The sequence below is a fragment of the Ectothiorhodospiraceae bacterium BW-2 genome (assembly GCA_008375315.1).
In the GTDB taxonomy this organism is placed as follows: domain Bacteria; phylum Pseudomonadota; class Gammaproteobacteria; order Thiohalomonadales; family Thiohalomonadaceae; genus BW-2.
Genome location: CP032507.1, coordinates 569,429 through 591,166 on the forward strand (window position 1 = coordinate 569,429; position 21,738 = coordinate 591,166).

Genomic DNA, 21,738 nt, shown 5'->3' on the forward strand with positions numbered 1-21,738 from the left:
CTTACCCTCCCACCTCAAATCGAGCCATACTTTTACGATGGTGCGGGGTATGATCAACCAGTTGACCGTTGTAATAGACCTCGACCCCGGGCGCATACCCAAAAAAGAGGCTAAAGGGGGGCTCCCCCTCAATCACCTCCTCACTCCCTCGCTTTAAAATACCGAACACACGCCGCCGCCCTTGGGCATCAAAGACCTCCGTCCAGCTATCGGCGATATATGTCAGTCGTAACTGCCCCTCGGCCACGATAGGTTCAGCGCCACTCTCGACAGGCGGCCTATTGAGCACCGGCTCTTCGGGGAGAGAGAGCGGCATCTCAGCCCCCCCCTCATCACCATCCCCCCTCAACGCCTCTGCGGTTAACGCCGAAAAGTTCTCGGGAGGCAGCTCCACAGAGGGTTCTGGTTCTGGTTCTGGTTCTGGTTCTAACTCCAGCTCATCGGCGACCGGTCTTACATCGTCTGAATCGCCTAACGCGTCTAAATCATAGAGCTGCGGCAGCAGCGTCCCCTCACCCGGCTCGATCGTCGGCGGTAGAATCGACTCCGGGTGGCTAGCTACATCGCCGCTAGGAAAGGAGGGCAACGATAGCTCCCCCCCCTGCTCCATCACCCAGCCATAAACGGCCACTAACAGCAGTAACAGCAGCAGTAGCAGTAACATCGGCCGAGAGCGATTTGAGACTCGGCGAGGCACCGCGCCCCCCCCCTCGCTTACATGGGAGGTAATCGTCGTCGATTTTTCGACATCGCGTACCGAAAAGAGCGCCACCTCGCTAGCGGGAATATCGAGCAGACGGGCGTAACTACGCAGATAGCCCATAATGAAAGTCGGCCCTGGCAGAGCCGCCATATCCCCCTCCTCTAGCGCACTAATCATTCGCACATGGAGTCGTAGCGCCTGCGCCACCTTTTCACGACTAAGTTGCCGCTCCTCTCGCAGCCGCTTCAGTCGCTCCCCGATGGCATATAGATCGGCAGCCGGCTCCTGTTTCACCCGCTGCGGTTGCTGTTCATCACTCATGGTTTAATGGTTTCCAGATAGTTTGCTGCCTGTTCTGACTCGGCAAATCGTTCCATCAACATTTTGCCTAACTGATCAGCAGAGTTAAAGTCCCCCAGTTGCCGCTCCACTTGAATCCCAAGCCAAAGCGTCTCTGCTGTCGGGGGCTGCACCGCGTGCAGCCGCTGTAACCAGGCCCTTGTAGAGAGCGTCTTGCCCTGCTCAAATGAGAGCTGCGCCATCGCCAACAGACTCTTCGCCCGTTCAGGCTTTAGCCCTAATGCCTGACGAAAATAGCTCTCGGCCACCCCATTATCGCCCACCTTTTGGTAGCAAAAACCGAGATTCTCGTAAATATCCGCCTTAGGATAGACCGGATTTTGCAACACTCGTTCAAACTGCTGCCGCGCCTCCTCGACTCGCTGCCGTTCACACAGAAAGACGCCGTAGTTATTATAGAGCCGAGAGTCCCCCTCCCGACTTAAACTAATCGCCTCTAAAAAGTGCTGCTCCGACTCTTTCGGCCGCTCCAACCGCCGATAGAGCTCTGCCAGATAGTGGTGGGTTAGCACTGAATCGGGATCATACCCCAGCGCCCGCTCCAGCTTCTCCAGTGCCCGCTCATAGTTACCCCGCGTCATATATTGCAACCCTAGCTCCGCGTTAGATCGCGCCGCCGGCTCATTGACCGTAGTCGAGGCGCACCCCGCCAACAGGAGTCCAACTATCCACCAGACCCAGATCACCACCCCTATCCACCTATCGCCAACTCGCCACTCAGTCGCCGACTGCGACGGGTGCGATCATTAACCTCACCCACCAACTGCCCACAGGCAGCGGCGATATCCTCACCCCGAGTTTTGCGAGTCATCGTCACAATACCGGCCGCCATCAACCGCTGTCGAAAGCGCTCGATCCGCTCCGGTGGCGAGCAGCGATAGGGGGCATGAGGGAAGGGGTTAAAGGGGATGAGGTTAATTTTGGAGGGGATCGTCTCCAGCAGGCCAATTAACGCCTTCGCATCTGCATCGCTGTCATTCACACCATCGAGCATCACATACTCAAAAGTAATGCGCCGTCTAGGGGGCATTTTAGCCAAAAAGTCGCGACACGCCCCCATTAACTGCGCCAGCGGATATTTGCGATTTAGCGGTACCAGCTCGCTGCGGAGCGCATCGTGACAGGCGTGGAGCGAGACCGCCAGACAGACATCGCTCACCTCGGCCAGCCTTACGATAGCCGGCACCACTCCGGCAGTGCTCAAAGTTAGACGCCGTTTGGAGATAGCAAAGGCAAAATCGTCCTGCATTAGGCTCATCGCCCTCACCACGCTCTCAAAATTGAGCAGCGGCTCCCCCATGCCCATCAAGACCACATTAGTCACCGATCGCTCCCCCCGTTCGGGCAGCCCTAGGAGCCGAGTCGCCACCACTAGCTGACCGATAATCTCCGCGACCGTCAAGTTACGGTTAAACCCTTGCCGAGCCGTCGAACAGAAGCTGCAAGCGAGGCTACAACCGACCTGCGATGAGACACAGAGGGTACCGCGCCCCTCCTCGGGGATAAAGACCATCTCGATACAGTTGCCATCCTCAAGCTCCAATAGCCACTTACGGGTGCCATCCATTGATGGGGCATCTAGCACCACTTTAGGCAAGGTAAGGTTGGCCACCTCAGCTAACCGCTGCCGTAACCCCTTACTCAAATTAGTCATCTCGTTAAAGTCGCTCACCCCTAGCTGATAGATCCACTTCATCACCTGAGTGGCTCGAAAGGGCTTCTCCCCCATAGCGACAAAAAAGTCGGCCAGTTCATTGCGGGGCAGAGTGAGCAGATTGGTTGTGTCAGCTAGGGGCATGGTTGGTTGAATCGTGAGGTCTGGTCGGGAATAAGCGCTGTAAAGTCGGCGATTATACGCTTAGCTCCCAACTAAATCTATGTATATGCCGGATGAGGCGTTCAAAATGGCACCACAGCCCCATAACGCCGCAGCTATTGGGGGTTGCCCAACTCCCCGCCTACTCTCTACAATAGGCACCCTAGTACCTCCACCTAAAGAGCCGATACCCTCGATGATAACACCACTCAATCCAGCCCCATTTCGCCACCTTGCCGCCACATTAGAGGGGATCGACAGAGCCGTTTACGACCAAGCCGGTGCCGACTGGCAGCAGCCGATTATCGGCCACGGAGCCCCCGCTGCCCCGATCTGCTTCTTTGGCCGCGATCCGGGTCGGGAGGAGGTCATCCACCAACTCCCCTTTATCGGTGCTGGCGGACAGAAGGTGCGCCAGCAGCTCTATCTGTTCCACCATCAGCGCGAACTACCCGATTTTGACGCCTCGATCGCCATCGGTGAGGGCTACTTCTGGCTCAATACCGTCCCCTACAAACCGATCGGCAACAAAGCGTGGTCGATGGCGGTCAAAAGGGAGTTTCAACCGCTCATTGCCGAGCTACTCCTCAATCGATGGCAGGGGGAGAGGGTGATTACCCTAGGGCGCGAGGCCTTTTTCTGGTTCGCCATCGCCCAACCGAAAACCACCCGCGACCAGCTACAGAGCTTTTGGCAACAGCCACAACGGTTTGAACAGACAACCACCATCGACTTTATCCAGCAGCAGCAGCGACGGCGCCTAGAACTCGCACCCTTACCCCACCCCTCACCACTCAATGCGACCTGGTACCGCCACTTTCCAACGCTACTGCAACAGCGGCTACAGCGGCTACAGTGACGATAGACTCTATTGTCTTTTCCCCCCCTTCCCCCTATTACTGTGACTCCCCCTCTGTTACCAGCCTACGAGACTACCATGCAAAATTACCCCCGACTCCTGGAACCGGAACAGCTCCAACACCATCTGAAGGATCCCCAACTGCGCCTTGTCAACCTATGTGACCCGCGCCGCAACCTCCCCACACCCCCAGGGGCGGTTACCTTGGACTATGAGCAGCTAGTGCGCCAACTCCCCCCCGTCGGCGGACTGCTGCCGAATAACCGCCAGCTCTCGACCCTCTTCTCTAAACTCGGCCTAACGCCAGCACACCACATCGTCGCCTATGACGATGAGGGAGGGGGCAAAGCGTGCCGTCTGCTCTGGACTCTCGCCTGCATTGGCCACCCCCACTTCTCGCTCCTCAACGGCGGTGCCCACGCCTGGCTAAATGAAGATTTTCCGCTAGCGACAACCCCCTACACCCCCCAACCGACCCACTATGAGGCTCGGTTCGAGATGCACGCCCCAGCCCATGCCGACCATGAGCTGATTATGGCCCACCTCGGTGATGACGATTTTGCCCTAGTTGACGCCCGCAGCGCAGAGGAGTTTAGCGGCCTCAAGCGGTTTGCCAGTCGCGGGGGGCATATCCCCGGCGCCCTCTGGCTAGAGTGGACTGAGCTGATGGATCACACGCATCATTTGCGCCTAAAACCGCGCTCTGAACTAGAACAGATAGTCACAAGGCTCGGTCTTAGCCGCGATCAGACGGTGGTCAGCTACTGCCAGACCCACCACCGCTCCTCGCTCAACTGGTTTGTGCTCGACTATCTGGGCTTTCAGAGCCACGGCTATGAGGGCTCTTGGTCTGACTGGGGCAATCGACCCGACACCCCCATTGAGTTAGGCCCCCCCTCTCCCGCCCCCATCCGCCACTGACAGATAGAACCCTGCGCTAGTGTTCAATACTTTAGAGACGCTCCCTGGGATCGGCGCCGATGGGGTAAAGAAGTTGGCCAAACTCGGCATTGCACGCCCCTTCGAGCTGCTACTACACCGCCCCTTGCGCTATCAGGATCAGACCCAGCTCACCGCCCTTGGCGATCTGCGAGCTGGCCACGAGGCGCTCATCGAAGCGACCATCAGCGCCAATGCGATCCACCACACCAGCCGTCGCAGCCTGACGCTGACCCTGAGCGACGGGCAGCAGAGCATTAAGTGCCGTTTTTTTCACTTTAACACCAAACAGCTACAGCAGTGGCAGATAGGGGCTCGGGTTCGCGCCTTTGGCATCGCGCGACAGGTCGGAGATCACCTTGAGATAGCCCACCCGGAGCTAACGCGACTGCCCACCGACACCCCTCCCCCCCTACCCGACCATCTCACCCCCATCTACCCCACCACAGCCGGCTTAGCTCAGCCACGACTACAGCACCTCATTGAGAGCGCCTTAGCGCAGCTAGATAGCCTCACCGACTACCTAGCGCCGCTCTGGCCGCAGCAGTCATGGCCGAGCCTCGCTAGTGCACTAAAGCAGCTACACCACCCCACGACAGAGCGTAGTGCGCAGCAGCTATTAGCGGGCTCCCACCCAGCACTGCAACGGCTCGCGGTAGAGGAGCTACTCTCCCACCAGCTAGCGATGCAGCAGCTGCGTCAGCACCACTGCCGTGACGACGCCCCAGCACTACCGCCAACCCCTAAACTACAGCGTCAACTACAACAGCAGCTACCCTTTCAGCTAACCGCGGCTCAGCGACGAGTGGTAGGCGACATTGAAGCCGATCTGCAACGATCCACCCCCATGCAGCGGTTAGTCCAAGGTGATGTCGGCTCCGGCAAAACCATCGTCGCGGCCATGGCAGCCCTACAGGCACTCGGTCACGGCAAACAGTGCGCTCTCATGGCGCCCACCGAGATGTTAGCAGAACAGCACTACCACACCTTTGAGCGCTGGCTTAAGGCGCTAGAGATTGAGATTGGCTGGTTAGGAGGGAGAGTCAAGGGGAGCCAAAAAAGGGCGCTGCTACAGCGCATCGCAACGGGGGAGTGTCAGATGGTCATCGGTACCCACGCCCTCATTCAGCAACAGGTTGAGTTTGCCGATCTTAGCTTAATTATTATCGACGAACAGCACCGCTTTGGCGTCCATCAACGGCTAGCGCTCTTTAGCAAAGCGAAAGCGCAGCCCCACCAGCTCGTCATGACCGCCACCCCGATTCCGCGCTCACTCGCAATGACCGCCTATGGCGATCTCGATCTCTCGGTGATAGACGAGCTCCCCGCCGGTCGGCAGGCGATTACCACCGCCGTCATGAGCGAAGAGCGGCGTGAAGAGGTACTACAGCGCATCGGCCACACCTGCGCGCGGGGGCGTCAGGCCTACTGGATCTGCCCGCTCATCGATGAATCGGAGGTCCTACAGTGCCAATCGGCCGAAAAGCAGTGGCAGCAGCTACAGCAGCGGCTACCGCAGCTCTCGATCGGCCTACTACACGGCCGCCTAGCCACCGAACAGAAGGAGCAGACGATGGCCGCCTTTCGCGCCGGCCAACTCGATCTCCTAGTGGCCACCACCGTGGTTGAGGTCGGCGTCGATGTCCCAAATGCCACCGTCATGGTGATCGATAATGCCGAACGGCTCGGGCTAGCACAGCTACACCAGCTACGGGGTCGGGTCGGTCGTGGTAATGAACAGAGCTTTTGTGTGCTACTCTACAAGCCGCCCTTAGGGGAGAGTGCTCAACAGCGACTAGAGGTCATGCGCGAGTCGAGAGATGGCTTCTATATCGCCGAGCGCGATCTGGCCATTCGCGGCCCCGGCGAACTGCTCGGCAGCCGTCAGACGGGACTCATCAACTACCGCATCGCCGATCTACAGCGCGATCAGAATTGGCTAGAGCCGACACAACAGCAGGCAGCCCGCATGGTCGCACAGCACCACGAGGCTATCTCGCCACTTATTGAACGCTGGTTAGGGGCAGAGATTGAACAGCTCAGCCAAGTGTAGTTAACAAATCACTGTAAAAAAAGTTCACAAACTAATGAATAAGCTGTTAGAATTTTCATTTAAGAGAAACCAAATCGACAGGAGGGAGAGAAGAGTGATTGCGGGGGTACTGAAACGACTACAGTTACGCAATCGCCGTAGTGACTTTATCACCGGCATAGCGCTACGAGAGGATCATCTCGCCCTAGCACAGATTCAGCAGAGCCGTAGCGGCCCAAAGCTAGTCACGGCACTGGCTGAACCCTCGACCCAAACCACGCTCGCCAAGCAGCTACATGAGCTAATGGTACAACACAAACCGGAGCGAGGGCGACTGGTCAGCGTACTCAACCACGAGCAGTTTACCCTCTACAATACCGAACCACCCGCTGTCGGTGCCGAGGAGATGCGCGATGCGATTCGCTGGCGGTTGAAGGAGATGATCAATTTCGATATCGAACAGGCCGCCTTCGATATCTTCGAAGTCCCCGGGCAGGATGAGCGCGGACGGCAGAAGGTGCTCTATGCGGCGGTCAGTCGCGACCAGACCATTCGTGATCACATCAAACTGTTTCAGCAGCTAGGGCTCCAGCTTGATGCTATCGATATTCCTGAACTGGCCTATCGCAATATCGCCATGCTGCTACCTGAGGATGATAAGCAGGGGCTGCTCATGCTACGCATGCAGCCACATGCCGGTCTGATTACCATTACCCATGATCAAAATATGTTCCTCTCCCGCCGCACCAGTATTGGGCTAGATCAGATTGTCAGCGCCGCCGAAAAAGCGGCCGATGATGAACTAACGCTCCACGATGAGCACGGTCTGGCGCTCGATAGGCAACCTTATGTCGATAAAATTACCCTCGAAATCCAGCGCACTCTCGACTACTACACCCGCAACTTTGCCATGCCACCGATTACCAAAATGGTGATCGCCCCCCTAGAGCAGCCGATTGAGGGCCTACGCAGCTATCTACAAGAGAGCCTCGGTCTTGAGACCGGTGAGATCGACTTTAACCAGCTACTACAGCCCGATATCGATATCAGTCAGGAGCTACAGTCGCACACCTTCGCCGCTATCGGTGCGGCACTGCGCCAGTTTGGAACTAAGTAACCACGATGCAACAGATTAACCTCTACCTACCGCAGTTTCGAAAACCGAAAGTCACCTTTCCGCTCGGGCAGATGGTGGCCGTCTTGATAGCTGTCTGCGTAGCGATAGGGGGCTATGGGGCGCTGTTATGGCAGAACCAGCAGCAGCTACGACAACAGCAGCAGCAGCTAACGCAACAGAAGAGCCAAAAAGAGCAACGAAACCAAGAGCTGAGGCTCAAATTTCCGCCCCCCAAACCCGATCCGACCCTCATTACCCGCCAGCAATCGACGCTGCGCCAGATCGACTACCGACAGAGGATGATCGAGGTGCTACAGCGATATAGCAGCAGTCAAGAGCCCCCCCCACTATCGCACTACCTAGTGGGGCTAGCGCGACAAGATCTCGATTCGCTATGGTTAACCCGCATCGATGTCGGCCATCGGGGGCGGAGCCTGAAGCTCGAAGGGATGAGTATCGAGGCCGACGCACTGCCGCTCTATATTCAGCGTCTAAACCAAGAGCCGGCCTATAGCGGAACTTCGTTAGAAAAAGTGGTGCTGCAACGCCCGCAACCCTCAGCTGAGCAGCCACAGAGCCCGCTCGATCCCCGGCTTATCACCTTCTCCATTCAGACCGCAGCCGAAGGCTCCGAAGTAACCACCACCGCCCCCCCCATAGCAGCCGACGACCTACTAGGTAGCTGGAGCGCTATCGCCAAAACCCATAGCGGTGTCCCCTCGATGCAGTCGTTAGAGTCCCAGCCATGACACAGAAACTATCGGATATTGTTAGCCAAATAAATCGGCGCTCCCCTCGCGAACGGGTGATTCTGAGCGGCGTTATCAGTGTGCTGCTGTTCTATCTTGCCGATACTCTCTATCTGACTCCAATGGCTAGCGAGTTAACCGAACGACAGCAGCAGAACCGTAAGCTCGGCGATGAGATCAACCAGCTCGATATCGATACCGCTGCCATTATCGGCCAACACCAGCACGATCCCGATCTAGACCAGCGCACCCGACTGCAGCAGTTACAGCAGCAGCTACAGCAGCTTAATGGCGAGTTAGGCGAGCTACAACGGTCGATTCGCGGCGTCGTGCCACCTGATGAGATGGCCAAACTGTTACAGCAACTACTGAACCACCCCGCAACGATCCAAGTTGAGTCGGTCACCAACCTCCCCCCCATTCCCATCTATATCGACCCACCGCAGAGCCCGACTCAAACCGGTAGTGGCAACAATAGCAACGCCGAACCACCGCCGCGAATACCGGCCCTGTTTGAGCACCCGATTAAGATCGAGCTACAGGGGGGATATCCCCACCTGATTGAGTATCTACAGCGACTAGAGGCGCTACCGTGGCAATATCTGTGGCAGTCACTCACAGTCGATAACAGCGACTACCCAAAGGTAAAGATGGAGCTCATACTGCATACCCTTAGCCTAACTCGGAGCTTTGCCGATGTCTAAGCTAATATTAATGGCGCTGCTACTCCTCTTTAGCGCGGCGGTCAGTAGCCAAAGTAGCGATCCGATGCGTCCTGAGCTCGCCATTCCCGGCCTCACGACCAACCCTGCCCCAGAGGAGAACGAGGGCGCTGAGGGTGCCACCAAAGCCCCGATTGAGCTAGTATTACACGGCATTAAGCGCCACTCAGATCGTCGTGTCGCCATTATCAACGGCGAGTTAGTCCGCGCCGGCGATACTCTGTTTGATGCGAGGATCATTGCTATTCAACCCAATTCGGTCTCGCTGCTGCGGCAGCAACAGGTTATTGAACTCTACTTGACTCCACAATCGATAAAACAGCCATGACTTATCTTATGCCCCTCAGGCTCACACTGCTCCTGCTGCCGCTTATGCTAGCTGGCTGCCTTAACACGCAACTCAATAGCCGCTTCGATAGCTCGCCGACTCTAGAGCAGACTCTTGAGCAGCGACAGCTCTCCGTCGAACAGCAGTTAGCTACCGAGCTACAGAGCAGTCTGCTCGATACCATCGCCCCACTACCGCAGCAGGCGCAACGCCAACCTGAACCCCGCTTCTCTCTCAGCGCCCGCGATCTGCCAGTGAACGCCTTTTTTACCGCGCTAGTGGAGGGAACCCCCTATAGCCTAATTCTCGATCCCGCGCTAGAGGGTACCATTACCTTAGAGCTCAAACAGACTACCCTACCCCAACTGCTAGAGTTAGTGCGACGACGCTACGGCTTCGACTACCGTCTCGATCAGCAGCAACATCAGCTAGAGATTCTGGCCAACACCCCCCGTAGTGAGATCTACCAGCTCGACTACCTCTCGGTAGCTCGCACCGGCAGCTCAACCACCAGCGCCGGCTCTAGCCGCAGCAACAGTAGTAGCGACAGCAGTAGCGGCGCGATTAGCAGCTCAATCGAAACCCGCGCCACCACCGAGGCCTTTTGGGAGCGGCTACAAGAGAATCTGCAAGCGATTGCCGGTGAAGAGGGGCAGATTACCATCGCCGCCCAAACCGGCATGATTATCGTCACCGCTCCCCCAAAAGCGCTACGCCATATAGAGCGCTACTTACAACAGACCGAGGCGATTTTGCAGCGCCAGGTGATTATTGAAGCGCACATTATTGAAGTCGAACTGAGTGATCGGTTTCAAAGCGGTATTAACTGGGCCTCTATCCAGCAGCAGGGCTCAAAACAGCTCACCCTATCACAGGCGATTGATGATGTAACCGGACTCACCAGCAACGAGGGCGGTCAACTACTAGCAGAGGGCTCATCCCTCAACCCAACCTCCTTTGCCCCCTTCGGCGGGATGTTTAGCGCAGCTCTCGAAGGGAGCAGCTTTGCCGCTTTCATTGAGCTACTCAAGGGCCAAGGCGAAGTGCATGTCCTCTCCAGCCCCCGCATCGCCACGCTTAATAACCAAAAAGCGGTCATAAAAATTGGTACTGACGAGTTCTTTGTGAACGGCTTTACCGCCCCCGATGTGAACGAAAATACCACCAACGCCCTACCCACTCCCGAAATCGACACCTTCTTCTCCGGCGTCGCGCTTGATGTTACCCCCCAAATCGGACTGAGAGGTGATATCACCCTCCATGTTCACCCCACTGTGAGTCAGGTCACCGAAGAGATTAAAAATGTCGGCAACTTCACCGTGCCGCTAGCGGTGAGCAATATCCGCGAATCGGATAGCATTATTCGTGCTGCCAACGGCCAAATTGTCGTCATCGGCGGGCTAATGCAGACCAATGAACGGGATAATGAGAGCAAAGTCCCGCTACTAGGCGATATTCCTCTGCTCGGTAACCTCTTCACCCATACCGCCCGCAGTCGCGTGAAGAGCGAACTGGTGATTCTGCTGCGCCCAACCCTAATAGACGACCATCATAGCTGGGATCGGGAGTTAAACCGAAATCAACGGCTACTACAGCGCCTTAAGCGCCAACATTAAACTTTGGCCATGCCCCCCCTCTATCTCGACTTCTACAATCTTGAGCAGCTACCGTTTTCGCTCTCGCCTAATACCGACTTCTTCCTCGCCTTTGGCCACTACCGCAAGGCCTTTGAGACGCTCGATATTGCGCTGCAAACTGGGGAGGGCTTTTTAAAGATTACCGGCGAGATAGGAACCGGCAAAACACTACTCTGCCGCAAACTGCTCAATACCCTCGCTAAGAGCCACCACACTATCTATATTCCCAACCCAGCACTCTCGCCAATAGCGCTACTACAGAGCGTCGCTACCGAGCTATCACTAGCGTGCGATAACGAGTCTAATCCACACCAGCTCATTAAGGTGATTACCGCCGAACTCATTCAGCGACGACAGCAGGAGCGAGCAAAGAGCGCTATTCTCTGCATCGACGAAGCCCAATCGATGGCTATCGAGACCCTAGAGACGATGCGGCTATTAACCAATATCGAAACCGAGAGCTTCAAACTACTCCAAGTGGTGCTGTTTGGCCAACAGGAGCTGAACGATAAGCTCAACCTACCGCAGCTACGGCAACTGAAACAGCGCATCACCTTCTCCTACCACCTAGAGCCGCTAACCCTACAAGAGCTAATGACCTATATCAGCCACCGGCTACGCCTCGCCGGTGCTAATAGCTCGCCCCAATTTGAGTACCACGCCCTAAAACTGCTCCATCAAGGGAGTGGTGGCTACCCGCGACTGATTAATATCTTAACCCACAAAGCGCTGCTGCTAGGCTATGGCGAGGGGCTGAAAACCATTAAACCACGCCATATCAAAGCCGCCATTCGGGATACCGAGGGGGCATTTGCGATCCGTTTCAACCTAATCAACTGGCTCCTCTACGGCAGTTAACGACCGAGGAACACCCCCATGAGCGTCATTAACCAAATGTTACAAGATCTCGACCAGCGCCAAAGTCGTCAAGCTGAGGGGGTCGATATTCTGCTTAGCCCAAGCCGCCCCCTCAATCGGCGCCGACTGCTACGACTGAGTACACTTATCCTCCTCTTAGGGGCAGTCGCCATCACCCTCTGGCAAACCGGCTCGCTCGAGCGGCTGTCAGAGGCAATGGCTACTATCCCGACCGCCCCGACCGCCCCGACCGCCCCCCAACCCCAACTCCCCCCCCAAACCGCTACCGCAACGGCAGTTGCGACTCCTCCCCCCCCTGCGCCTGCCCCAATTAGCGTCTCTATTACCCCGAAAGTGGCTCAAGCGGTAACGCTCCCCCCCACCACCCCCCCCGCCCCACCGCCTCTACCGCTCATTAACGCCATAACGCCAAACCCGGCACCGGCGCAGCTAGGCAAGGTGCCGTTGCTCATTCGTGGACAAAATTTGGCCGACGTCACTGCCATTGAGGTGTGCTGGCCTAAGCGCTGCCAAACCTTTACCGAGGGGCAATTCACCCTCGTCGATGCTAAGACGATCCACCTCAAGCTCAAGATGGGTTACGGCCCGGAGCAGTGGACATTCCAACTAACCGCAGCTAGCGGCCGCTCCAACCGTTTTCAGCTACCGCTCTTAGCCCCGCCGATCGTCGAAACCGAGAGTGCCTCTGCCCCACCCCCTTCGCCACCGCCGATGAAGCAACCCCTGCCGCCAACGGCAGCAGAGTTAGCCCAAGCGGCCTATCAACGCGGTGAAACGGCCTACCACAACAGAGATATCGAAAACGCCACGGCAGCGTGGAGAGAGGCGCTAGAGCACTGGCCTCACCACCACCCTAGTCGGGAGGCGTGGCTTCGCGCCCTGCTGTTCGACCAAAAGCAGCCACAACAGGCCGAAGAGGTACTACAACAGGGCATTGAGCTGGCACCCCACCATAGCCCCTACCGCCTACAGCTAGCACGACTCTACCACCAACAAGAGCAGAGCGATAAAGCCATGGCGCTGCTCCAAGCGGGTCTAGTCACCACCCCGCAACAGCCTGAATACCACGCCATGTTAGCCACGCTACAGCAGCAGCAGGGCAACCACAGCCCTGCCCTAGAACACTTTACCCAAGCGGTCGCTATCGATCCAGAGCAGTCGCGCTGGTGGCTCGGGTTAGCCCTCTCAGCCGAAGCGCTGCAACAGCAGGCCACCGCACTAGAGGGGTATCAAAACGCGCTGTTAAATCGAGATCGGCAGCTAAACGCCTCCATGGTGGCGTTTATTAGAGGCAAACTAGCGCAGCTATCACCACAGTAGCGCTCTTTACCCTGTTCGTGGCCAGTTAGTAGCTATTCATTACTCCCAATCGATCACCCAGCGGTAGCCTTGCTCCTTGTCACCCACTCGATGGTGGCGAATCTTGAGCCGCTTCAGTGGGCGCTCTAGCTTCAGTGAGGCGTGAAGGCCGGTCAATTCGGTGTCGATATTCATCGTCCCTTTCAGATCGATCAAGGCCTCTACTCCGTGCGCTTCGCGCTGCTGCTGTAGCACCTCTAGTTCACCCTCTAGCAGCGCCTGCTCATCTCGCAGCGACGCTAGCCGCTGTTGCAGCTCTGGAATCTCGGTATCGATCGCCTCTTGGCGTTCAAACTGGCGATTTAATTCCTCTTCGGCAGTGCTAATTTTCTGCTGCAGCGCCGTTATATCTTGCTGTAGCTTACGCGCCTCCATTATCTGTTTATCGGCAAACTGTTTCAGGTGCTCTTGCAGTGGCCGTATCTCCACTTGGGAGAGATCTTGAATTTGGGCAAATTCGGTAATTTGATCACTCATCTGCTGCCGCTCCTGCTCTAGCGCGACAATCTCCATCTCATCCTGCTGCTGCTGCTGCTGTAGCCTCTTGAGCTGCTGCTGCCGCTGCTCTATCTCCTGCTGAATCCGAATACAGGTGCCAAGATAGAGGTGGTTAGGTGAGGCACCATCTTCAGAACCGACATCTTTAACGACCATATTGCCACAGGTGGAGAGGGTTGAGTTAAATAGCGTTACCCGCTCACCTAAAAAGGCGCCACCACAGTGGATGGTACTCTCAAATACCTCTTTATCGACGAGTACATCGCCATTGACTTCAAGCTCGGCATTATGGATGAAGTGGGCTCGCAGATGGCCACCGCAGCGAATTTTGCCGCCAATAATCCCCCCCTGCACTAAAATGTCACCGCTAATCTCGATATCTGCAGCGTTAATCTCTTTAGTGATCAGCCGATTCCCCTTCACCTTAAAGCCGTCATGAATCACCCCTTTGACCTCAATGTCGCCCTCAAATTCGACATGGCCGCTCTTATAGCCGACATCCCCCTTAATTTGATGCACCTGACTGACCGATAGGACTCGGGTCGCGTTCAGGGAGGGGGTGCCTCGAACCGACGCGATGACAGTTAACTTATCCGCCCCTAGTTTGGCCCCTTTGCCGCAGTTCACCTTCGGCTGTTTCAGTTTAGGTGGGGCGATCTCCTTACCGAAGATAGTCATGCCCGGCTTGCCCGGTACCGGCGGGGTAATCGTTGCTAACACCGAACCGGCCTCAATGTGGGGAATCTCACCTCGATCTTTAAAATCGATCTGCCCCCCCTGCTTCACCTTGCCAATTTTGAGGGGATCGGTATCAAATTGATACACCACTTTGCCATCAACACCTCGCTCTGGAGGCCGCCCTTTCGCGATCACCCAGCTCCCCTCCTCCCCCTTCTCACCGGCTAGTAGCCGCGCCAATGTATCATCGCCAACCAGGCCAAAAGTGATTCGCGCTTTATGCAGCATCGTGTGCAGTAGCGCTACCCCATCCTCTCCTCGGTAGGGTGAGTAGAGTTTCAATAGACATTGTGAGCCATCTTTGGAGGGGACAATCGCAAAGGTCAGCTCTTGAGCCGCTTGCTCATCGGCGCTCTCCTCGGCCGCGGGTTGAGTCAACTGTCGCTGTTCAACTAGCTGCTGTAGCTGCGCCGGGGTCACAAAACCCTTTTTTTCTAAAATTTTTCCCAGCGGCAGTGCTTGATGATCGCGCTGAAATAGCTGTTTTTGCAGCGTTAGCGCCTGCTGTAACTGGTCAGGTTTGATCATCTTCAGTTCAAGAGCTAGTGCGCCGAGCTGCTTGCCCTCCTGCCGTAGCTGGCGCATTTTATAGGTCGCCACCAGATGGTCAAACTGCTCTTTTTCGAGCAGGCCACTGACCAAAAATAGCTTTTTGGCGCTAATCTGCCCCCCCTGCTGCCATTCTCGTTTAACCTGCCGTAATAGTTCACTTAACTGCTCTCGGGTCAGTAGGTTGGCTTTTAACGCTAACTTTCCCAAGGTCACCACGACCGGTTCCGTTGTAGGTGCTTTCTGTTGTAACATCTTATCCTCCTCTAGCAAATGGCCTCTCGTCCACTAACGATAGCTAATTTTAAACTGCCCCCGCGGCAGCAGCTCTGCTAACCGCCGCAACAGCTCATCTTCAGGACGAATCGCCCACTCCGGTTGGGTGCGAAGCATCGCTTCGGCCTGTAAGTTACGGTAGTGAAATCGTAAGGGTAACCCACCTTGGCGAAACGGCTCAAGTTGTCGCGCAAGCTGCTCTACTATATGGCTGTCGCTCGCCTCATTCAGGTAGATATCGAGCGCCTTGCCGTAGAGCTCTCTAGCGGCGGTAATATCGCAAACTCGGCTACCTTGAAAACGAATTCCGCCACTGTACTCATCGTTAGAGGCTCTCCCCTCCACCACTAAAATAGCGTCCTTAGTGACTATTTCCCGATACTGAGCATAGATATCGGCAAAGAGAGTCACCTCTAGCCGAGCCGATTGGTCGTCAAGCGTCACAATCGCCCAACGATCATTGCGCTTATTGAGCCGAGTACGAATATCGAGCACCAACCCCGCCACGACCACGGTTCGATCACTATCGGCACGCAGTTCAGCCAATCTGTCACTGGTAAACTGTTTGAGTTCTGACAGATAGTATTCGATGGGGTGGCCGGTGAGGTAGAGTCCTAAGGTCTCCTTCTCGTAGCGCAGCCGTTCGCTCTCATCCCATTCAGCTGCCGTGGTGAACTCATGCCCTTCGGCCTGCGCCAATCCAAACAGATCGCCCATTTTAGCCGCCCGATTCTTTTTACGCTGGTCGGCCAGTTGGAGCGCCTGCTCTAATGAGGCGGAGAGTGTTGCTCGATTCGGGCCGAGCGAGTCGCACGCTCCGGCGCGAATGAGCGCCTCCAGCACGCGCCGATTGGCTTTGCCGGTATCGATCCTTTGACAGAGATCAAACAGATCTTTAAACCGGCCACGCAGCTCCCGCTCGGTTAAGATGGTCTCAATCGCTGCCGCTCCCACCCCCTTAATCGCCCCTAGACCATAGATCACTCGGTTAGGTCGCTGTTCGGTGACGCTAAAACGGTAGCCACTGCGGTTAAGATCGGGCACGACCACCTCTAATCCGATGGCGTGGCACTCGTCGATCAGTGTCACCACTTTATCGGTATTATCCATATCAGCCGAGAGTACCGCCGCCATAAACGGGGCTGGATAGTGGGCTTTTAGCCACGCGGTTTGATAGGAGACTAGCGCATAGGCGGCCGAGTGCGATTTATTGAAGCCGTAGCCGGCAAACTTCTCCATTAGATCAAACAGTGCGCCGGCCTTAACGCTATCAAAGCCCCCCTTTTCGGCCCCCTCCATAAAGATAGCCCGCTGTTTGGCCATCTCTTCGGGTTTCTTCTTTCCCATCGCCCGACGCAGTAGATCGGCACCGCCGAGTGAATACCCCCCAATTACCTGTGAGAGCTGCATCACCTGCTCTTGATAGACGATCACCCCATAGGTCGGTTTCAGAATCGTCTCGGTCTCGGCAAAGGGGTATTCGACTTTAGCCCGACCATGTTTACGGTTAATAAAGTCATCGACCATTCCCGACTCTAACGGCCCCGGTCGAAATAGCGCCACTAGGGCAATTAAGTCTTCAAAGTTATCGGGCTGTAGGCGGTGGATTAGATCTTTCATACCGCGCGATTCGAGCTGAAACACGGCGGTGGTCTGACACGCCTTTAGGAGTCGAAACGCTGCCTTATCATCGAGTGGAATGGTATTGATATCGATGCTCTCGCGCACCTGCGGCGGCAGGTTGGCCAACGCCCAGTCGATAATGGTTAGCGTTCTGAGCCCCAAAAAGTCAAACTTCACCAGCCCGACCGCTTCGACATCCCCTTTATCGAACTGGGTGACGATGCTACCGCCCCCCTCTTCGCAGTAGAGCGGCGAGAAGTCGGTCAGCTCGGTCGGGGCGATCACCACGCCGCCGGCGTGTTTACCGGCGTTACGGGTCAACCCCTCCAGCGAACGGGCGATATCGATGAGTGCCCGTACCTCCTCCTCCTCATCGTAGCGCTCTTGCAGTAGCGGCTCCTGCGTGAGTGCTTTATCGAGGGTCATCTTCAGCTCAAACGGAATCAGTTTGGCAATTTTATCGACAAAACCGAACGGGTGGCCTAGTACTCGTCCCACATCACGCACTACCGCTTTGGCCGCCATGGTGCCGTAGGTGATAATTTGTGATACCTTCTCTCGCCCATAACGCTCGGCGACATAGTCGATGACTCGATCTCGCCCCTCCATGCAAAAATCGATATCAAAGTCGGGCATGGAGACCCGTTCTGGGTTCAAAAAGCGTTCAAAGAGTAGCTCGTAGGCGAGTGGATCGAGATCGGTAATCGTCAGCGCATAGGCGACTAGCGAGCCGGCACCCGAGCCTCTTCCCGGCCCAACCGGAATATGTTGATTTTTAGCCCACTGAATGAAGTCGGCCACAATGAGGAAGTAGCCGGGAAACCCCATGTCGATAATGACCTTTAGCTCAATCTCCAGCCGCTCTTCATAGAGTCGTCGCTGCTCGTGATAGTCAGCTACTGTAGGATCGAGTCGCTGCGCTAGCCGCTGCGCCAGCCCCTGCCTAGAGAGTTGGCGAAAGTAGTCCGCTTCGCTCATCCCCTCTGGGATAGGAAAGTCGGGCAGATAGTTTTTGCCTAACTCTAAGGTTAAGTTACAGCGCTTAGCTATCTCTAGGGTGTTCTCCAGCGCCTCGGGGATGTCGGCAAACAGCTCGGCCATCTCCGCCCCTGAGCGCAGATATTGCGCCTCGCTAATCCTCTTCTGCCGCCGTGGATCGTCGAGTGTTCTCCCCTCGGCGATACAGCAGCGGACCTCATGGTTATCAAACTCCTCTGAGGATAGAAAGCGCACATCGTTAGTCGCCACCACGGGAATATCGCGCTCTGCGGCTAACTCGACCGCCGCGTGGAGATAGCTCTCCTCCTGCGGCCGTCCGGTGCGCTGTAGTTGCAGATAGAAGTTATCGCCAAAGTAGCGCTGATACCAGTCGCAGCGCTGTTCAATGAGATCACGGTTATCGGCCAGCAGGGCAGCTCCTAGATCACCATGCATCCCACCGGAGAGCAGAATTAACCCTTGACGCCACTGCTGTAGCCACTCTCGCTCGACCCGTGGCTCGCCTCTCGCCCCCCGTTCAATGTAGGCCTGAGAGATAATGCGGCTTAAATTGAGATATCCGTCACGACTCTTGCATAGTGCCACTAAGCGATAGGGGGGAGCCTCGGGCTCATCGGCTCGTAGCAGCAGATCGACCCCAATAATCGGCTTGACCCCCACCTGCTGCGCGGCGCTATAAAACTTCACCATCGCAAACAGATTCATGCGATCGGTCACCGCCACCGCCGGCATCTGCTCCTCTACACAGCGTCCCACTAGCGCTTTGACCCGAATCAAGCTATCAACCAGCGAATACTCGCTATGGAGCAGCAGATGGACAAAGGGCGTTGTCATGTAGCGTAATAGATCCTAGAATGGTGGTGAAGCAATTAATGTTAATTGTTATAAACAACTTGTAACTATATATCATACTGAAAAATATTGACAATAAAACTTCTGCTAAACTCATGACAACCACAGGCTCTCTCCCGCTAAACCCCGCTACCCTCATCGCCCGCGCTAATCGGGTCATTGACGCAGAACTAAGTGCCGTTGAGGCTCTCAAAACCCAGCTAGCCGACTCGTTTATCCACGCCTGCGAACTGATGCTCAGCTGTCGTGGCCGAGTCGTTGTGACCGGAATGGGCAAATCGGGCCACATAGGCGGTAAAATTGCCGCCACCCTCGCCAGCACCGGCACCCCCGCCTTCTTTGTCCACCCCGGCGAGGCGAGCCACGGCGATTTAGGCATGATTACCGCCGCCGATGTGGTGTTAGCGCTCTCTAACTCTGGTGCAACGGATGAGATTTTAACCATTCTTCCCGTCATTAAGCGCCTCGGTGTGCCGCTGATTGCCATGACCGGTCACCCCGACTCGCCACTAGCGAGAGAGGCCAATAGCCATATTACCATCCATGTCGAACGAGAGGCGTGTCCCCACAACCTAGCCCCCACCTCCAGTACCACCGCAGCACTGGTCATGGGCGATGCGATGGCAGTGGTTCTGCTACAGTCACGCAACTTTAGTGCGGAAGATTTTGCCCGCTCCCACCCCGCAGGGTCACTCGGCAGACGCTTACTATTAACCGTCGCGGATCTTATGCACACCCAAAAGAGCATTCCACAGGTAGAGCCGGAGACGACCGTTGGGGAGTCGCTCATCGAGATGTCACACAAGGGGCTCGGCATGACCAATATTGTCGATAACACCGGCCAGCTTTGCGGAATCTTTACCGATGGGGATCTACGCCGACTGCTCGACCATGGCCACATCGAGTTCTATCAACAGCCGATTAGCTCAGTCATGCAGCGCCAATTTACCACCATCCCTCCCAACAAGCTCGCCGCCGAAGCGCTAGCGCTAATGGAGCGCAAGCGGATTAACGCCCTACCGGTAGTCGATAAAGGGGAGCTAGTCGGCACGCTCAATATGCATGATCTACTGCGGGCGCGAGTGGTCTAGCTACCTAAGCTTAATCTAGTTAACACATCATGACCCACTCTATCCGACTCTATGGCTATGGCCTAACTATCTTTCTCTCCTCGGCGGCACTGATGATCCTCGAAATCGTCGCCGCTCGGCTGCTCGCCCCCTATGTGGGGGTATCACTCTACACCTGGACTACCCTCATTGGGGTGATTCTCGCCGGACTCGCGCTAGGTAACTGGATAGGGGGGGTCTGGGCCGATCGCGCTGCCGGGGTGAGGGAGGCGGGGCTAACCCTCGGATTAAGTGGCCTGCTATCGCTAGCCACTCTACTCCTGTTAACTTGGCTCGCCCCACGCCTACAGCAGCAGCCGCTTAGCCTTATTGCGGCCGCCTTTCTCTATGTCGGCACCCTCTTCTTTCTACCGGCACTGCTGCTAGGGATCATCACCCCACTATTAACCACCCTATCGCTACGGCTTAGCAGCCAAACCGGCCACATTTTGGGAGCCATGCACGCCCTTGCCGCGCTAGGAAGTATTACCGGCACCTTCGCCGCCGGCTACTGGTTAGTGCAATATTTTGGCACTCGTGCGCTACTCATCGCCACCTCGGCCGCACTGCTGCTACTCTCGCTACCGTTTCTCCACCGTGCCCATAAAACGCTCCTATCGCTGCTGCTACTGCTACTCTTTATTGTCGGCTTAACTGAGTGGCGTGACGGCTACGCTAACCCTTGTGATCGAGAGAGTAGCTACTTCTGCATTCGAGTTGTCGATGAGCCGCTCCCCCCGGGACTAGGAACAGCGCGAGGGATGATTCTGGATCACCTCGCACATGGAACCAACCATCGCCAAGATCCGACGCTACTGCTCGCCCCCTATGTTCAGCTAATGGATGAGTTGGTCACCTACCACTTCCCCGCCGCTCAGCGGGCGACAATGCGCTGGTTCTTTGCCGGTGGCGGTGCCTATACGCTGCCTAGAGCGGTGAGCGCCACAGAGCCGTTAGCTGAGATCTATGTCGCTGAACTCGATCCCCAAGTCACTCAGGTCGCTATCGAAAAGATGGATCTCGATCCCCGCGCCATGCACATCGAACATAGTGACGCCCGACTAGCACTACTGCGCCACCCCAATGATCACTTTAGCGTTATTATTGGCGATGTCTTTCACGATATCGCCATCCCCTACCACCTAATCACCAAGGAGTTCTTTGAGCTTGTCAAAACAAAACTGACCCCTGACGGCCTCTACCTCATGAATGTCGTTGACGCCTTTCCCGACCCACGCCTAGTGAAGAGTCTGCTCAATACTCTTAGCAGCCAATTTCGCTATCTTGATGTCTGGTTAGATGAGATCCCAGCCCAGCCACAGCGCATGACTTATGTTATCTCGGCGAGTCTTGGTCATGCCGCTCCCGATACCCTCCAAGCTCAAAGGGGCTTCAACCGACAGTGGCTAAATATCACCGAACCGTTACAGCAGAGCGCTACGCCCCTTACGAGCCTGCCTAGACTGCGCGACAACTACGCCCCGGTTGATAGGCTGCTCTCCGATCTCTGGTTTGGCGATTTGGGGGTGTGATCCCTATCCAGACACTCGATTTTTTGTTGACATTCAGCAGCGGCAAAGATACAATCCACGAA

At 56.1% G+C, this 21,738-nt stretch carries 17 protein-coding genes; 12 read left to right on the plus strand and 5 right to left on the minus strand.

Annotation, left to right across the window (positions count from 1 at the left end; all coding sequences use genetic code 11):
• Position 1: 1 nt before the first annotated feature.
• Genes D5085_02610 through rlmN form a run of 3 tightly spaced genes read right to left on the minus strand, consistent with a single transcriptional unit; the run spans position 2 to position 2,861 of the window.
• Entirely contained in the window at positions 2–1,024 is a 1,023-nt protein-coding gene (locus tag D5085_02610) for a DUF4115 domain-containing protein (protein ID QEP42124.1), read from the minus strand.
• Positions 1,021–1,758 (minus strand): type IV pilus biogenesis/stability protein PilW, encoded by a 738-nt coding sequence (pilW, locus tag D5085_02615; GenBank protein QEP42125.1) that lies wholly within the window; start codon positions 1,756–1,758, stop codon positions 1,021–1,023. Before pilW ends, D5085_02610 begins: the two co-directional genes overlap by 4 nt.
• A complete protein-coding gene (gene rlmN / locus D5085_02620; protein ID QEP42126.1) occupies positions 1,755–2,861 on the minus strand; it encodes a 23S rRNA (adenine(2503)-C(2))-methyltransferase RlmN in 1,107 nt (368 codons plus the stop codon). Before rlmN ends, pilW begins: the two co-directional genes overlap by 4 nt.
• Positions 2,862–3,075: 214 nt before the next feature.
• Here rlmN and D5085_02625 point away from each other — a divergent pair, with 214 nt between their 5' ends.
• The 10 genes from D5085_02625 (at position 3,076) to D5085_02670 (ending at position 13,461) form a co-directional block, all read left to right on the plus strand.
• Positions 3,076–3,738: a uracil-DNA glycosylase gene (locus D5085_02625; protein ID QEP42127.1), complete on the plus strand. Its 663-nt coding sequence runs from the start codon at positions 3,076–3,078 to the stop codon at positions 3,736–3,738.
• Positions 3,739–3,816: 78 nt separating this feature from the next.
• Positions 3,817–4,659 carry a sulfurtransferase gene (locus tag D5085_02630; GenBank protein QEP42128.1) on the plus strand — a complete coding sequence of 281 codons (843 nt, stop codon included), beginning with the start codon at positions 3,817–3,819 and terminating at the stop codon, positions 4,657–4,659.
• A 19-nt stretch (positions 4,660–4,678) separates the two neighbouring features.
• Complete coding sequence (gene recG / locus D5085_02635; protein ID QEP42129.1) at positions 4,679–6,730, plus strand: ATP-dependent DNA helicase RecG; 2,052 nt, start codon at positions 4,679–4,681, stop codon at positions 6,728–6,730.
• 34 nt (positions 6,731–6,764) lie between these two features.
• A complete protein-coding gene (locus D5085_02640) occupies positions 6,765–7,826 on the plus strand; it encodes a hypothetical protein (protein QEP42130.1) in 1,062 nt (353 codons plus the stop codon).
• 5 nt (positions 7,827–7,831) lie between these two features.
• A complete protein-coding gene (locus D5085_02645) occupies positions 7,832–8,575 on the plus strand; it encodes a hypothetical protein (GenBank protein QEP42131.1) in 744 nt (247 codons plus the stop codon).
• Positions 8,572–9,279 carry a hypothetical protein gene (locus tag D5085_02650; GenBank protein ID QEP42132.1) on the plus strand — a complete coding sequence of 236 codons (708 nt, stop codon included), beginning with the start codon at positions 8,572–8,574 and terminating at the stop codon, positions 9,277–9,279. Before D5085_02645 ends, D5085_02650 begins: the two co-directional genes overlap by 4 nt.
• Positions 9,272–9,625 (plus strand): hypothetical protein, encoded by a 354-nt coding sequence (locus D5085_02655; protein QEP42133.1) that lies wholly within the window; start codon positions 9,272–9,274, stop codon positions 9,623–9,625. The genes D5085_02650 and D5085_02655 overlap by 8 nt, the downstream gene beginning before the upstream one ends.
• Positions 9,622–11,241, plus strand: coding sequence for a pilus (MSHA type) biogenesis protein MshL (mshL, locus tag D5085_02660; GenBank protein QEP42134.1), 1,620 nt, complete (start codon positions 9,622–9,624; stop codon positions 11,239–11,241). The genes D5085_02655 and mshL overlap by 4 nt, the downstream gene beginning before the upstream one ends.
• A gap of 9 nt (positions 11,242–11,250) precedes the next feature.
• A complete protein-coding gene (locus D5085_02665) occupies positions 11,251–12,120 on the plus strand; it encodes a DUF2075 domain-containing protein (protein ID QEP42135.1) in 870 nt (289 codons plus the stop codon).
• 18 nt (positions 12,121–12,138) lie between these two features.
• Complete coding sequence (locus tag D5085_02670) at positions 12,139–13,461, plus strand: tetratricopeptide repeat protein (GenBank protein ID QEP42136.1); 1,323 nt, start codon at positions 12,139–12,141, stop codon at positions 13,459–13,461.
• Between the two features lie 39 nt (positions 13,462–13,500).
• On the opposite strand, the gene D5085_02675 is transcribed toward D5085_02670, so the two are convergent.
• Together D5085_02675 and D5085_02680 are read right to left on the minus strand one after the other, a co-directional pair.
• Positions 13,501–15,540: a DUF342 domain-containing protein gene (locus D5085_02675; GenBank protein QEP42137.1), complete on the minus strand. Its 2,040-nt coding sequence runs from the start codon at positions 15,538–15,540 to the stop codon at positions 13,501–13,503.
• Between the two features lie 33 nt (positions 15,541–15,573).
• Positions 15,574–19,017, minus strand: a complete 3,444-nt coding sequence (locus tag D5085_02680) for a DNA polymerase III subunit alpha (protein QEP42138.1) — start codon at positions 19,015–19,017, stop codon at positions 15,574–15,576.
• A gap of 113 nt (positions 19,018–19,130) precedes the next feature.
• Between D5085_02680 and D5085_02685 the strand changes: the two genes are divergently transcribed.
• Both D5085_02685 and D5085_02690 read left to right on the plus strand, forming a co-directional pair.
• Positions 19,131–20,126 carry a KpsF/GutQ family sugar-phosphate isomerase gene (locus D5085_02685; GenBank protein QEP42139.1) on the plus strand — a complete coding sequence of 332 codons (996 nt, stop codon included), beginning with the start codon at positions 19,131–19,133 and terminating at the stop codon, positions 20,124–20,126.
• A gap of 29 nt (positions 20,127–20,155) precedes the next feature.
• Positions 20,156–21,676, plus strand: coding sequence for a hypothetical protein (locus tag D5085_02690; GenBank protein QEP42140.1), 1,521 nt, complete (start codon positions 20,156–20,158; stop codon positions 21,674–21,676).
• The last annotated feature ends 62 nt before the right edge of the window (positions 21,677–21,738 follow it).